General features: G+C 67.9%; 7 protein-coding genes. 3 read left to right on the forward strand and 4 right to left on the reverse strand.

Going from position 1 to position 14,177, the window contains the following annotated elements; genetic code table 11:
* Positions 1–710: 710 nt before the first annotated feature.
* The gene (locus LDO54_RS31520; RefSeq protein WP_224015463.1) at positions 711–2,255 is read right to left on the reverse strand and encodes an RNA polymerase factor sigma-54; all 1,545 of its coding nucleotides are present in this window, start codon (positions 2,253–2,255) and stop codon (positions 711–713) included.
* A 357-nt stretch (positions 2,256–2,612) separates the two neighbouring features.
* Here LDO54_RS31520 and LDO54_RS31525 point away from each other — a divergent pair, with 357 nt between their 5' ends.
* A complete protein-coding gene (locus LDO54_RS31525) occupies positions 2,613–2,957 on the forward strand; it encodes a BON domain-containing protein (RefSeq protein ID WP_224015465.1) in 345 nt (114 codons plus the stop codon).
* A gap of 130 nt (positions 2,958–3,087) precedes the next feature.
* Here LDO54_RS31525 and LDO54_RS31530 read toward each other — a convergent pair whose 3' ends face one another.
* Positions 3,088–4,134, reverse strand: coding sequence for an aldo/keto reductase (locus LDO54_RS31530; RefSeq protein WP_224015467.1), 1,047 nt, complete (start codon positions 4,132–4,134; stop codon positions 3,088–3,090).
* A gap of 222 nt (positions 4,135–4,356) precedes the next feature.
* On the opposite strand from LDO54_RS31530, the gene LDO54_RS31535 reads away from it, so the two are divergent.
* The gene (locus LDO54_RS31535) at positions 4,357–8,925 is read left to right on the forward strand and encodes a DEAD/DEAH box helicase (RefSeq protein ID WP_224015469.1); all 4,569 of its coding nucleotides are present in this window, start codon (positions 4,357–4,359) and stop codon (positions 8,923–8,925) included.
* Between the two features lie 347 nt (positions 8,926–9,272).
* Here LDO54_RS31535 and LDO54_RS31540 read toward each other — a convergent pair whose 3' ends face one another.
* A complete protein-coding gene (locus LDO54_RS31540) occupies positions 9,273–11,909 on the reverse strand; it encodes a heavy metal translocating P-type ATPase (protein ID WP_224015471.1) in 2,637 nt (878 codons plus the stop codon).
* A gap of 82 nt (positions 11,910–11,991) precedes the next feature.
* Here LDO54_RS31540 and cadR point away from each other — a divergent pair, with 82 nt between their 5' ends.
* On the forward strand, positions 11,992–12,474 hold the full coding sequence (gene cadR / locus LDO54_RS31545; RefSeq protein ID WP_224015473.1) for a Cd(II)/Pb(II)-responsive transcriptional regulator: 483 nt from the start codon (positions 11,992–11,994) through the stop codon (positions 12,472–12,474).
* A 113-nt stretch (positions 12,475–12,587) separates the two neighbouring features.
* On the opposite strand, the gene LDO54_RS31550 is transcribed toward cadR, so the two are convergent.
* Complete coding sequence (locus LDO54_RS31550) at positions 12,588–14,048, reverse strand: M20 family metallopeptidase (protein WP_224015475.1); 1,461 nt, start codon at positions 14,046–14,048, stop codon at positions 12,588–12,590.
* Positions 14,049–14,177: the final 129 nt, after the last annotated feature.

Genomic DNA, 14,177 nt, shown 5'->3' on the forward strand with positions numbered 1-14,177 from the left:
CTGGCTGGACGATAGTAGCGGTGTCCAAAGCGAACGGGCTGGTCACACTTCGGGCTATCGCGCCATTAAGTGCGCGAACAGCCGATCGACGCTACCGACGTCAGAGAAAACGCAGAATCAGACGAATCCCATTTGGATGCAGCAGGCGCGTTTGTCTTTGAGTTCTTTGAATGAGTATCAAACGTGCGCGTGATTTCCCGATGCTCGAAGACAGAGTTCGCGATGCCTCGGCGCTCGTGTTCGCTCTCGTCTGTCTGCCCCTCGGTGGCGCGTTCGCCGCCATCGTCGGAATGCTGGCGGGCTATCTGGGCACCATACGCTCCGCGCCCGGTAGCGGGAGGCACTCAATTGAATTCTTGATGTGCAATCAAGTGTCCGCCAGGGCGAACCGGTGTGGGTGATGCAGCCGCTGGAAGTACCAGAGCGCGTCTGAATTCTTGGATTAATAATCAAACGCGGCTGGCAAACGGCTAGCAAAGGACTAGCGGGTTCATGCCTGGCCCTTCGTTAAATTCGCGTTTTTGTACGCAGGGTTCGCAGTTCTCTGGTCATTAGCCTGTTTTCAGCGCTCTCAATCGGCAGGCGCTGGAAACTTTCGGATTCGGGCGAGTACGTACCGCGAACCCATGCGGACACTTTTGGAACCCATATCCAGGCGACGGATTACTCCGTCGCCGCTTTCAAACACGCTTCAAACGCAATTCATCCGCTCAAATCTGCCGACGCATTTCCGCCGCGGGCAGCTTCATCATCTGCCGATACTTCGTGACCGTCCGGCGCGCCACGCGCACGCCCTGCTTTTCGAGTTCCTGCGTCAGCACCACATCCGAGAGCGGGTCCTTCGGATTTTCCGCGTCGATCATTTCCTTGATCAGCGCGCGTACCGCCGCCGCCGAGCACGTGCCGCCCGTGCGCGTTTCCAGCTCGCGCGGGAAGAAGCGCTTGAATTCGAAAATGCCGCGCGGCGTCGCCATGTACTTGTTGCCCGTGGCGCGCGAAACCGTGGATTCGTGCAGGCCGAGTTCGTCGGCGACGTCGCGCAGCAGCATCGGACGCAGCGCGATTTCGCCGTACTGGAAGAACGCCTTCTGACGCGCGACGATACATTCGCCCACGCGCAGAATCGTTTCGCAGCGCTTGTGCGCATTGCGGATCAGCCAGCGCGCTTCCTGCAATTGCTGCGCGAGCGGCGAGCGGCTCGTCTGGTCCGAGCGCGCGAACATTTCGGCGTAGAGCTTGTGGATGCGCGCGCGCGGCTCGATGGCCGGATTCACGCTCACGACCCACTTGCCGCGCACCTGACGCACGATCACGTCCGGGACGACATAGCCGCCGTCGGCGCGTCCGTAATGGTTGCCGGGCTTCGGATCGAGGCGGCGCACCAGCGCGGTCGCGGCCTGCAGCGCCTGCGCATCGCAGCCGAGCTGACGCTGCAGTTCGCCGTTCTCGCGGCGCGCGAGGCGTTCGAGATGCTGCGTGACGATTTGATGCGCGAGATCGCGATGCGGCGTGTCTTCGGGCATGGCGTCGAGTTGAAGCGCGAGACATTCGGACAGCGACCGCGCGCCGATGCCGGGCCGGTCGAGCGTCTGCACGACGCGCAGCGCCACGCGCAGACGGTCCTCGTCGAGCGCTTCGCCGATGTCCTCGAAGTCGGTCAGCTCGGACAGTTCCTGACGCAGATAGCCGTCGTCGTCGAGCGCTTCGATCACGATCTGCGCCGCCGCGCGGTCGAGGTCGTCGAGCGGCGACAGACGCAGCGAGTCGTGCAACTGCTCGCGCAGCGAGAGCGGCACGCGCACCCAGTCCGAAGCGTCGGAATCGCCGTCTTCCGAGCCGCGGTAGTTCGACGATGTGCGCAGCGCGCCCGTCGACGGCATGTCGGCCGAATACGAGGCGCCGTCGTCGGGATAGCCGGAGTTGTCGTCGCTGAAGCTGGCCGGTTCGTCGCTGTAGCTCGACGAATCTTGCGGCATCGCGGCTTCCATGCCGCCGTCCATGCCGCCTTCGGGCAGTTCGGTCGTCGTCGTGGGCGCGTCCGCCGCGGCGCCGATGCCCGCCGCGCCGTCGGCGGCCTCGGCGGCTTCACCGGTTTCCGTCGCGGGCGGAACGTATTCGAGGAACGGATTGGTGTCGAGCGCTTCGCGCAGCTCCTGCTGGAATTCGAGGGACGAGAGCTGCAGCAGGCGCACGGCCTGCTGGAGGCGGGGCGTCAGCGCCAGATGCTGGCGCGTTTGTAACGCGATGGAAGGCATGGCGGTCCCGTTCTTGAAATGAGGTTGAGCGTTGGCCTTCCTGATGCAACACCCATGCCAGTTTTTACAACAGCTTGTTTTATAACGGGATCGCGCCTTGCGAACGCGCAAATCAGCCGACAAATTGAAGTGCGCCACCGACGTTTTTACAATCACCCGGCAAAATTGCGTGCCCGAATGGGGCGCTATCGCGGGCCGCTTTCCCGACCTGCCCGCACCTTCACTTCGCTGCAAAAAACCGCCCAATTCCCAGATAGTGCGTCCTTCGCGGCGGTTTCTCGGACGATCGACGCGGCGCGGCACGGACCTTGCGGAGACAGTCGGCGGATCCAACCAGAAACCAGAAAAGGAGAAGCCATGAACCGCATCCCTCTGCTCAAGACCGCCGCAGGCGTGGCCTGCATGACCTTCGCGCTCGTGGCGGGCGCCCAGACGAACAGCGCGTCCACCGCGCCCGCAAGTTCGGAAAGCGTGGGTCAACACATCGACGACACCACCATCACGACCAAGGTGAAGGCCGAACTGCTCGGCGCGAAGAACGTGAAGTCCGAACACATTCACGTGAAGACGCGCAAGGGCGTCGTGTCGCTGACCGGCAGCGTGCCGAGCGCCGAGGATCGCGACAACGCCAAGCAAGTCGTGGAAGGCGTGTCGGGCGTGAACTCGGTGAAGAACCATCTGAAGATCGTCGCGTCGCAGTGAGGCCGCGCGGCGTCGCGTGACGCTCTGACGCCACGCCGCGACACCCGCCACTGCATCAAGCCGCCCCCGCTGCGCGCTCATCGACATGAACGCGCGCGCGGGCGGCTTTTACGTTCTACCGCCGCAAACCTCAACCCCGCTCGGCCTGCTTCAACTGCTCGCGCCGCGCATCGCCCTGACGCGCGAGCATCCAGCCCGGATATTCCGCAGGCAGACCGCTGACGTCGTCGAGAATCGCGAGTTCTTCCGCGCTGAGCTTCACCTTCGTCGCGGCCACGTTGTCATCGAGCTGATCCGTGCGTTTCGCGCCGATGATCACCGTCGTCACCGCACGCTGATGCAGCAGCCACGCCAGCGCGATCTGCGCGACCGACACGCCCTTCTTTTCCGCGATCGGCCGCATCGCATCGATGCAGTCCCACGCGCGCTCGCGCTCCACGGGCGGAAAATCGAAAGTCGTGCGGCGGCTGCCCGCCTCGCCCTGCTTGTCGCGGCCGTATTTACCGCTCAGCAAGCCGCCCGCGAGCGGACTCCACACCATCAGCCCGAGCCCTTCGCTCGCGAGCATCGGCACGATCTCGCGTTCGAGGTCGCGGCCCGCGATCGTGTAATACGCCTGCAAGGACTGAAACTGCGCAAGCCCGTGATGCTGCGCAATGCCGAGCGCCTTCACGATCTGCCACGCGGCCCAGTTCGACACGCCCACGTAGCGCACATGGCCGTGCTGCACGAGCGTATCGAGCGCGCGCACGGTTTCCTCGATCGGCGTGGCCGGGTCGAAACCGTGAATCTGATAGAGGTCGATGTGATCGAGCTGAAGACGCTTGAGGCTCGCCTTCACGCCTTCCATGATGTGATAGCGCGTCGCGCCGCGCTGGTTCGGCGACGGCCCCATCTCGCCGAGCACCTTGGTCGCGACCACCACTTGATCGCGCACAATCTTGAGGTTCTTGAGCGCCTGGCCCGTGATCTGCTCGGACATGCCTTGCGAGTAGACGTCGGCGGTATCGATGAAGTTGATGCCCGCGTCGAGCGCGCGGCCGACGAGGCGTTCGGCGTCGGCCTGTTGCAGGTCGCCGATCTGGTTCCAGATGCCGGCGCCGCCCCCGAACGTCATGGTGCCGAGGCACAGTTCAGACACGAACAGGCCGGTGCGGCCCAGAGGATTCAATCGCATGGTGGAACTCCTGATGACACGTGAGTGGGTCGAGGAAACGTCCAACCGGGCGAGGATACTGCGTTCGCGCGCGGCGTGCCGGACGCCGCAACGGCGCGCGGCCCCTGCCACAACGCCGGGCAGACGCGCGCGAAACCTGCCAGACTGGCGCCAGACCATGACGCCCGCGACATCCGGCGCGACGCCTGGAAATTCGCGCGCCGCGCCCTCATCTTCGTGCCCATGAACCCGCCCTCGACCGTCTCGCTCCAGGCCGCGCCGTCCGATCCACCGCACGATCCGCCGACCAAGCCTCGCCGACGCCGTGCCGCACCCGGCGACGATCCGCTCGCGCAGTTCCATCCGGCCGTGGCCGGCTGGTTCCGGCGCAGCTTCGACGCGCCCACGGCCGCGCAGCGCGCCGCCTGGCCGCTGATCGCGAGCCATCGCGCCACGCTGGTCGCCGCGCCGACGGGCTCGGGCAAAACGCTCACGGCCTTTCTCGCCGCGCTCGACGAACTGGTGCGCGAAGGCCTCGCGAACGGCGGCGCGCTGCCCGACACCACGCTCGTGGTCTACGTCTCGCCGCTCAAGGCGCTCTCGAACGACATCCGCCTGAATCTGGAGCAGCCGCTCGCGGGCATCGGCGAGGAACTCGCGCGCCTGAAGCTCCCGCCGGTCGAGATCCGCACCGCCGTGCGCACCGGAGACACGCCGCAGCCCGAACGCGCCGCACTGCGCAAACGCGCGCCGCACATCCTCGTGACGACGCCCGAATCGCTCTACGTGCTGCTCGGTTCCGAATCGGGACGGCGCATGCTGGCGAGCGCGCGCAGCGTGATCGTCGACGAAATTCACGCGCTCGCGGGCAACAAGCGCGGCGCGCATCTCGCGCTGAGCCTCGAACGGCTCGACGCGCTGTGCGGGCGCAGGCTGCTGCGCGTCGGGTTGTCCGCGACGCAGAAACCGATCGAGACCGTGGCGCGTTTTCTGGTCGGTGTCGGTGTCGGCGATGGCGATGAAAAAAACGATGCGCGCCCCGCGCCCGCCTGTGAAATCGTCGACGTGGGCCACGCGCGCGAGCGCGATCTCGCGCTCGAAGTGCCGCCCGTGCCGCTCGAAGCCGTCATGGCCAACGACGTCTGGGAGCGCGTCTACGACCGCATGGCCGAACTCGTCGCGCTGCATCGCACCACGCTCGTGTTCGTGAACACGCGGCGCATGGCCGAGCGCGTGGCGCGTCATCTGACCGACCGGCTCGGCAGCGAGGTCGTGGCCGCGCATCACGGCAGCCTCGCGCGCGAGCATCGCTTCGAGGCCGAACAGCGCCTGAAACGCGGCGAATTGCGCGTGCTGGTCGCGACCGCGTCGCTCGAACTGGGCATCGATATCGGCGACGTCGATCTCGTCGTGCAGATCGGCTCGCCGCGCTCGATCGCCGCGTTTTTGCAGCGCGTCGGGCGCTCCGGCCACCAGGTCGGCGGCACGCCGAAGGGCCGGCTCTTTCCCACGTCGCGCGACGATCTGATCGAATGCGCGGCGCTGCTCGACTGCGTGCGGCGCGGCGAACTCGACCGCCTCGCGCTGCCGCACACGCCGCTCGACGTGCTCTCGCAGCAGATCGTGGCCGAAGTGGCCTGCGAAGAATGGAACGAGGACGCGCTCTACGCGCTCGCGCGCCGCACCGCGCCGTTCGCCGCGCTCGAACGCGCGCAGTTCGACGCCGTGCTGCGCATGCTCGCGGAAGGCTACACGAGCCGCCACGGGCCGCGCGCGGCGTATCTGCATCGCGACGTGGTGAGCCACACGCTGCGCGCGCGTCGCGGCGCGCGGCTCGTCGCGCTGACCTCGGGCGGCACGATTCCCGATAACGCCGATTACGCCGTGCTGCTCGAACCGCAGGGCGTGCAGATCGGCACCGTCAACGAGGATTTCGCGGTCGAAAGTCTCGCGGGCGACGTGTTCCAGCTCGGCAATGCGTCGTACCGGATTCTGCGTATCGAAGCGGGACGCGTGCGCGTCGAGGATGCGCAGGGCCAGCCGCCGAACATCCCGTTCTGGCTCGGCGAAGCGCCGGGACGCAGCGACGAGTTGTCGTTCGCGATTTCGCGTCTGCGCACGCAGATCGAAACGCTGCTGCGTGAATGCGACGATGATTCGGATGCCGAACCATCGTCATCGAAGAATGCAGCGAGCGCAACGAGCATCGAACGCGCGATTACCTGGCTCATCGACACCCTGAATCTCGACGACGCCTCGGCACGCCAGATCGTCGAGTATCTCGCGCGCGCCCGCCAGGCGCTCACCGTGCTGCCCTCGCAGGACACGCTCGTGATGGAGCGCTTTTTCGACGAAGCGGGCGGCACGCAACTCGTGATTCACGCGCCGTTCGGCAGCCGCGTGAATCGCGCGTGGGGGCTCGCGCTGCGCAAGCGTTTCTGCCGTCAGTTCAATTTCGAATTGCAGGCGGCCGCGACCGAGGACGCCATCATTCTCTCGCTCACGGGCGCGCATAGCTTCGCGCTCGACGAAGTGTGGCGCTATCTGCATTCGAATTCCGCCGAGCATCTGCTGGTGCAGGCGCTGCTCGACGCACCGCTGTTCGGCGTACGCTGGCGCTGGAATGCGACCACGGCGCTCGCGCTGCCGCGTCAGACCGGCGGACGCAAGACGCCGCCGCAAATCCAGCGCATGCGCAGCGAGGATCTGCTCGCGGCCGTGTTTCCCGATCAGGTCGCGTGCGTCGAAAACCTCGCGGGCGAGCGCGAGATTCCCACGCATCCGCTCGTCGATCAGACGCTCGACGACTGCCTGCACGACGCGATGGACACCGACGCCTGGCTCGCGCTGCTGCGCCGCATCGAGTCGCGCGGCGTGGCGCTCGTGACGCGCGATCTTTCCGCGCCCTCGCCGCTCGCGGCCGAGATCCTGACCGCGCGCCCCTACGCCTTTCTCGACGATGCGCCGATCGAGGAGCGCCGCACCCAGGCCGTGCTGTCGCGGCGCTGGAGCGATCCCGAATCCGCCGACGATCTGGGCGCGCTCGACGCGGACGCCATCGCGAACGTGCGCGAGGAAGCGTGGCCGCAAGTGCGCAACGCCGACGAAATGCACGACGCGCTCAGCACGCTCGGCGCGCTCGCGCACAGCGAAATCGGGCGCGAGCCAAACGCGCGCGACTGGCAGACGTGGCTCGCCGAACTCACCGCCGCAGGACGCGCGACGCGCGTGCCGGTCGTGCACAACGAAAACGGCGACGAAGCCTTGTGGGTCAGCGTCGAGCGGCTCGCCTGCGTGCGCGCCGTCTATCCGCAGGCGCGCTGCGAACCGCCGCTTACGCCGCCGCCCGAGTACGACGAGCCGTGGACCGAAGACGCCGCGCTCGTCGAGCTGATCCGCGCGCGGCTTTCGGGTTTCGGGCCGCTGACCGTCGCGCAGATCGCGCGTCCGCTCGCGCTCGAAGCGAGCGTGGTTGCGCTCGCGCTGACGCGCCTCGAAGCCGAGGGCACGGTGATGCGCGGCCGCTTCACGCCGGGCGCGCGCGACGAGGAATGGTGCGAGCGTCACCTGCTCGCGCGCATTCATCGCTACACCGTGCGCAAGCTGCGCCGCGAAATCGAGCCGGTCGAGCGCCACGATTTCATGCGCTTCCTGTTCGAATGGCAGCACGTCGCGCGCGACGCACGCGGCTCGGGACGCGACGCGCTCGCGGCGATGCTCGAACAACTGGAAGGCTGGGAAGCGTCGGCGCTCGCGTGGGAGGACGAGATCCTGCCCGCGCGCATCGACGATTACACGCCGATGCTGCTCGACGAACTCTGCCGCTCGGGACGCCTCGCCTGGGCGCGGCTGCCCGCGCGCGCGAGTGCGGCGTCGACGACCGTGCGCAGCACGCCGGTCGTGTTGTTGCCGCGCCGCGAACTGGCGCGCTGGACCGCGCTGGTCGACGCGCCCGACACCAACGGGCTTTCGGCGCGCGCGCAACGCGTCTACGCCGCGCTGCTGCGGCACGGCGCGATGTTCTTCGACGAACTGGCCGCCGATGCGCATCTGCTCGGCGTCGAACTCGAAAACGCGCTGGGCGAACTGGTGGCCGCCGGACTCGTGAACGCCGACAGCTTCGCCGGATTGCGCGCGCTCGTGAAGCCCGCTGCGAAGCGCAATGCGCATCACGGACGACGCAAACCGCGCGGCTTCGGCCCGCTCGCGGGCGGCATGGCGGACGCGGGACGGTGGGCGGTGCTGCGGCGCGTGGAACCGGATGATGAGCCGTCAGCCGCGACGGACAATGGCGGCGCGCGATCGACGCGCGTCGCGGCAGCGAATGCCGCGCGACGTCCGCCCGCCGCGCCGGAGTTGCTCGAACACATCGCGAACGTGCTGCTGCGCCGCTACGGCGTGGTGTGCTGGCAAGTGCTCGCGCGCGAGGCGGCGTGGCTGCCGCCGTGGCGCGATCTGCTGCGCGTGCTGCACCGGATGGAAGCGCGCGGACAGGTGCGCGGCGGACGCTTCGTGACCGGGCTTTCAGGCGAGCAGTTCGCGCTGCCCGAAGCGGTCGCGTTGTTGCGCGACGTGCGGCGGCGCGGGGATCGTTCGGATGACGAAACGGTGTGCATCGCTGCCGTCGATCCGCTGAATCTGGTCGGGTCCGTGTTACCCGGCGAGAAGGTGCCCGCGGTCGCAGGCAATCGCCTCGCGTTTCGCGATGGCGTGCCCGTCGCCGCGCTGGTTGCGGGACGGTTCGAGTTTCGCGGCGAGTTCGACGAGGCGACGCGCGCTGAGTTGCGCGCCGCGCTGGCGAGGGGCGCGTAGCGGTTGGGAGCGCGCTTCGGTTGCGGCTGCTTGACGGTGCCTGACGCTTCCGGGCTTCGGGGCCTCGGGCGCGGGCTTTTCGGTTAGCAGCGCCTGTCGCTTCGGTGTATGTGGCGTGGGCGCTTCAGGGCTGATTTCTTTACAGCGCAGCCGTCACTTCGTCTGCGACGCCATGCTTAATGGCTGCGCGCGCGTGGAACTTTTCATCCCGCCTCCACACTCTGCAAGCCATGCATTGACGCATACGTTTCCTTTCCTCACCGACCTCGCCAATTCAGCCACATCGCGCGGGACTGGCAGTTAGTTGCAATTCGGAGTGTTTCGCGTAAACCGCACAAACCCGTCAGTTAGTTGCGAACACGCCCCGCCACCGGTGCGCCGCCAAAATGCCGCCGCACCCGCAAACCGTTCGCGACCACCAGCAAACTGGCGCCGACATCGGCGAACACGGCCATCCAGAGCGTCGCCTCGCCCGCCAGCGCGAGCACGAGAAACACCGCCTTGATGCCCAGCGCCAGCGCGATGTTCTGCATCAGCACCGCCGACACCTTGCGGCTCAAGCCCACGAACGCCGCGATCTTGCGCGGATCGTCGTCCATGATCGCGACGTCGGCGGTTTCGAGCGCCGTCGCCGTGCCCGCCGCGCCCATCGCGAAGCCGATGTCGGCGCGCGCTAGCGCGGGCGCGTCGTTCACGCCGTCGCCGACCATCGCCGTCATGCCGTGGCGCGCCGACAGATCGGCGACCGCGTCCTGCTTGTCCTGCGGCAGCAGATTGCCGCGCGCGTCGTCGATGCCGAGCTGCGCCGCGATCGCGCGCGCCGTCGCCGGGTTATCGCCGGTCAGCATGACGGGCGTCACGCCGAGTTGCTTGAGCGCGCGCACGGCGTCCGCGCTTTCGGGCCGCACGGCGTCGGCGACCGCGAACAGCGCGACGGCCTCGCGCGGCGAACACAGCACGATCGCCGTCTTGCCCTGCGTTTCGAGCGCTGCGAGGCGCGCTTCGAGATCCGGCGAGCACACGCCCAGCGACTCGACGAGCCGATGATTGCCGAGATGCCAGATCTCGCCCGCGACGCGCCCCGTCACGCCAAGCCCGTTGAGCACCGCGAAATCGCCGACGGAGGCCAGCGCGACCTGAGCGCCCTGCGCATCGCGCGCCCGCCAGCCCGCGACGACGGCGCGCGCGACCGGATGCGCGCTTGCGTCGTCGAGACTCGCGGCGAGATGCAGCGCGTCCTCGACGGGCAACGCGCCGAGCGCGACCGCATCGGTCAGCACCGGCTCGCCGCGCGTGAGCGTGCCGGTCTTGTCGAGCGCGACGGCCTTGAGCAGCCGGCCGCGTTCGAGCCACACGCCGCCCTTCACGAGCATGCCCGCGCGGGCCGCAGCGGCGAGGCCGCTCACCACCGTGACGGGCGTCGAAACGACCAGCGCGCACGGGCACGCGATCACCAGCAGCACGAGCGACTTGTAGAGCCACGCGCTCCACGCGCCGCCGAACGCGAGCGGCCCGGCCACCGCGATCAGCACCGCCAGCGCGACGACGGCGGGCGTGTAGTAGCGCGCGAACTGATCGACGAAACGCTGCGTGGGCGCGCGCTGCGCCTGCGCCTGCTGGACCGCCGCCGCGATGCGCGCGAGCGTGCTGTCACGCGCGATCGCCGTCACGCGTGCCTCCACGACGCCATCGACGACGATGCTGCCCGCGTAGAGCGCATCGCCTGGCGCCTTGTCGACGGGCAGGCTTTCGCCGGTGATGGGCGCCTGGTCGAGCGCGGCGCGGCCCGACTCGACGCGCGCATCGAGCGGCACGCGCTCGCCGGTACGCACGCGGATGCGGCTGCCCACGGCGACGTCGGCGACCGCGAGCGTGCGCCATTCGGTTTCGGCGCTCCAGACTTCGGCGGTTTCGGGCGCGAGCGCGGTCAGCGAGCGGATCGCGTGGCGCGCGCGTTCGAGCGAGAGCGCCTCGATTTCCTCGGCGAGCGCGAACAGGAACACGACCATCGCCGCTTCCGGCCACTTGCCGATGACGATTGCGCCGGCCACCGCCAGCGACATCAGGAAGTAGATGTTGATCGTGACGTTCTTGAGCGCGATCCAGCCCTTGCGCAGCGTCGGCAAGCCCGCGCAGAGCAGCGAAACGACCGCGCAGATCAGGACCGGCACGCCGGTTTCGTGGCCCGTGGTCCACGCGAGGATTTCCGCGGCCGCGGCGGCGACGCCGCTCGCGGCGAGCAGCAGCTTCTGGCGCAGCGCGAGGCCGACGGTCGGCTCGGGCGCGGAGGCGGCGTTCGCGGCGGGGTCGTCGGCGAGCGGACGCGGCGCCATGTCGAGCGCGTGCAACGCGGCTTCGAGCGGCTGCGCATCGGGCAGACGGTGATAGACGGTCAGTTCGCGCGCGAGCAGGTCGAAGTCGAGCCGCGCGACGCCCGGCATCGGTTCGAGCCGGTTGCGGATCAGCCGCTCCTCGGTCGGGCAGTCCATGTTGTCGATGCGGTAGCGCGCCCGCTGCGTGCCGTCGGGCGCGGGTTCCAGCGCGCGTTGACGGTCGGCGGGTTGCGGCGCGGATCCGTGGCAGCAGGATGAGGCGGCGTGCGAGTGGTCGTGATCGGCGTGATCGGCGTGATCGTGTGAGTGATCGTGGGCGTGCGAGTGGTCGTGAGCCGCATGGTCCGCGTGATCGTGACCATGATCGGCGTGACCGTGACCGTGCGCGTGCTCATGGTCCTGCACGTGCTCGTGGCAGTGATCGCCGCAAGCCTGCGCGACCGGCGCCACCTCCACCGCCTTGTGCGCCCCGCTGTCGTGATCGTCGTGATCGCCATGGCACCCGCAGGCAGGCTCGTGATCGTGCCCCGCTTGCTTCGACTGCTTCGATGCCGCGCCCGATGCCGAACCGACGCCGTCCGCGCCCGGCGTATCGGCGCGCGCCCGATATCGGCAAGCGAGCACCAACCGCGACAAGAATGCCTGACCCATGGCCGAGTTCTCCCAAAGATGACAGAATCATTGGACAGCCTGTAGTCGCTACAGGGTCAAGCCATTTTTGGGGACTGTGACGATGAGAATCGGTGAACTGGCGCGCCACGCGCACTGCGACGTGGAAACCGTGCGCTTCTACGAGCGCGAGGGCCTGCTCGACGAACCCGCGCGCGAAACCAACGGCTACCGCAGCTACACGGCCGCGCACGCCGCGCAACTGAACTTCATCCGCCATTGCCGTTCGCTGGGCATCGGTCTCGCCGACATCCGCACGCTACGGCGCTTTCAGGCGGACCCGAGCCAGCCTTGCGATGAGGTCAACGACCTGATCGACAGCCAGATCGCGCGCATTCATCAACAGATCGAATCGATGCGCACGCTCGAACAGCAACTACGCACGCTGCGCGAAAGCTGCCATGCGCACCACAGCAGCAGCGCCGAGTGCGGAATCATGAAGAATCTCGAGCAGCCGATCGACGAGGAAAACTGCTCGTGCCACGCGGATACGCCTCATGCGGATGGCGTGCCGCTCGACACGCCCGCGCTCCACTCGCACCACTGACTTGCGCAAGACGAGCCACGCCCGTCTCGCCGGTCACCTTTCGCCGCCCACCGCGACGCTTCACCCGGAACCTTCCCGGCAAAGCATCGCGACAAAACTACCGCTTCAACGCATCAAGGCGCCTTGGCGATCACTTCGGCCACGGTCGCCGTGAGCTTCTTCGCGTAGGGCACGTGCAGGAACTCGTTCGGCCCGTGCGCATTCGACTTCGGGCCGAGCACGCCGCAGACCATGAACTGCGATTTCGGGAAACCGGCTTGCAGCACGTTCATCAGCGGGATCGTGCCGCCCTGGCCCAGATACGCGCAGTCGGCGCCGAAATGCGTGCGCGAGGCGTCGTCGAGCGCGCCTGCCAGCCACGGCGCGAGATCGGGCGCGCTCCAGCCGTTGGCCGCGCCGGCGTCGGGCTTGAACGTGACCTTCGCGTTATACGGCGGGTCGAGTTCCAGCAGCGCCTTCAGTTCCGCCACCGCCTTCGACGCCTCCACGAGCGGCGGCAGCCGCAGCGAGAGCTTGAACGCCGTACGCGGACGCAGCACGTTGCCCGCGTCGGCGAGCGCGGGCAGGCCCGCCGCGCCCGTCACGGACAGCGAGGGCCGCCACGTCGAATCGAGCAGCGCCTGCTGCGGATCGCTGGTGGTGGGCAGCACGCGGCGGCCGTCCTGGCCGCACGCCCAGGGCATGCTTTTCCAGACGTTTTCGCCGAGGATCTGCGCGGTGGCCTCCGCCTCCGACAGCCGCCGCGAAGGAATCGCGCAATGGAAGCCCTTGGGCAGCAGCGTGCCGCTCGCCGAATCTTCGAGCCGCTCGAACAACTGCCGCATGATGCGGAAGCTCGACGGCGCGATACCGCCATACGAGCCCGAGTGAATGCCCTCCTCCAGCACCTCCACTTCGAGATCGCCGGAGACGAGCCCGCGCAGCGACGTGGTGAGCCAGAGCTGGTCGTAATTGCCCGCGCCGGAATCGAGACACACCACGAGCCCCACGTTGCCGAGACGCTCGCGCAGCGCATCGACATACGGCAGCAGGTCGTAGCTGCCCGACTCCTCGCAGGTTTCGATCAGGCCCACGCAACGCGGACGCTCGATGCCCTGCGCGTCGAGCGCCGCCAGCGCCGTGACGCTCGCGTAGATCGCATAGCCGTCGTCCGCGCCGCCGCGCCCGTAGAGGCGGCCGTCTTCGAGCTTGGGCGTCCACGGGCCGAGGTCGTTACGCCAGCCCGCGAACTCGGGCTGCTTGTCCAGATGGCCGTACAGCACGACGGTTTCGCTGCTGCCCGAACGCGTGGCCGGAGCCTCGAAGAAGATCACCGGCGTGCGGCCCGCCAGCCTGACGATTTCGAGCTTGAGGCCGCGCACCGGCTGCTGCTCGGCCCACTGCGCCGCTTCCTGCACGACGCGCTCCAGATAGCCGTGCTTCGCCCAGTCGGGATCGAACGCCGGACTCTTCGCGGGCACGGCGATGTAGTCCGTGAGCGCGGGCACGATTTCGTCGTTCCACTTGCGCTCGACGAAGGCGCGCAGGGCGTCGTGATCGAGTTGACGGGTGTCCTCTGTCGTGTCTGAGCTCATGGCGGGCATTCCTGCGAAGAAAAACCCGATGATAGACCCGAACGGCCGTCCGGCGGCGGGTTCGCCAAAAACGTTGGCCATCCGGCCAGGACGATAACGCGGCAAACCCAGGACGCGTAAAGAGCAGAC

Origin of the sequence: Paraburkholderia tropica, from assembly GCF_914484835.1 — a bacterium.
In the GTDB taxonomy this organism is placed as follows: domain Bacteria; phylum Pseudomonadota; class Gammaproteobacteria; order Burkholderiales; family Burkholderiaceae; genus Paraburkholderia; species Paraburkholderia tropica_A.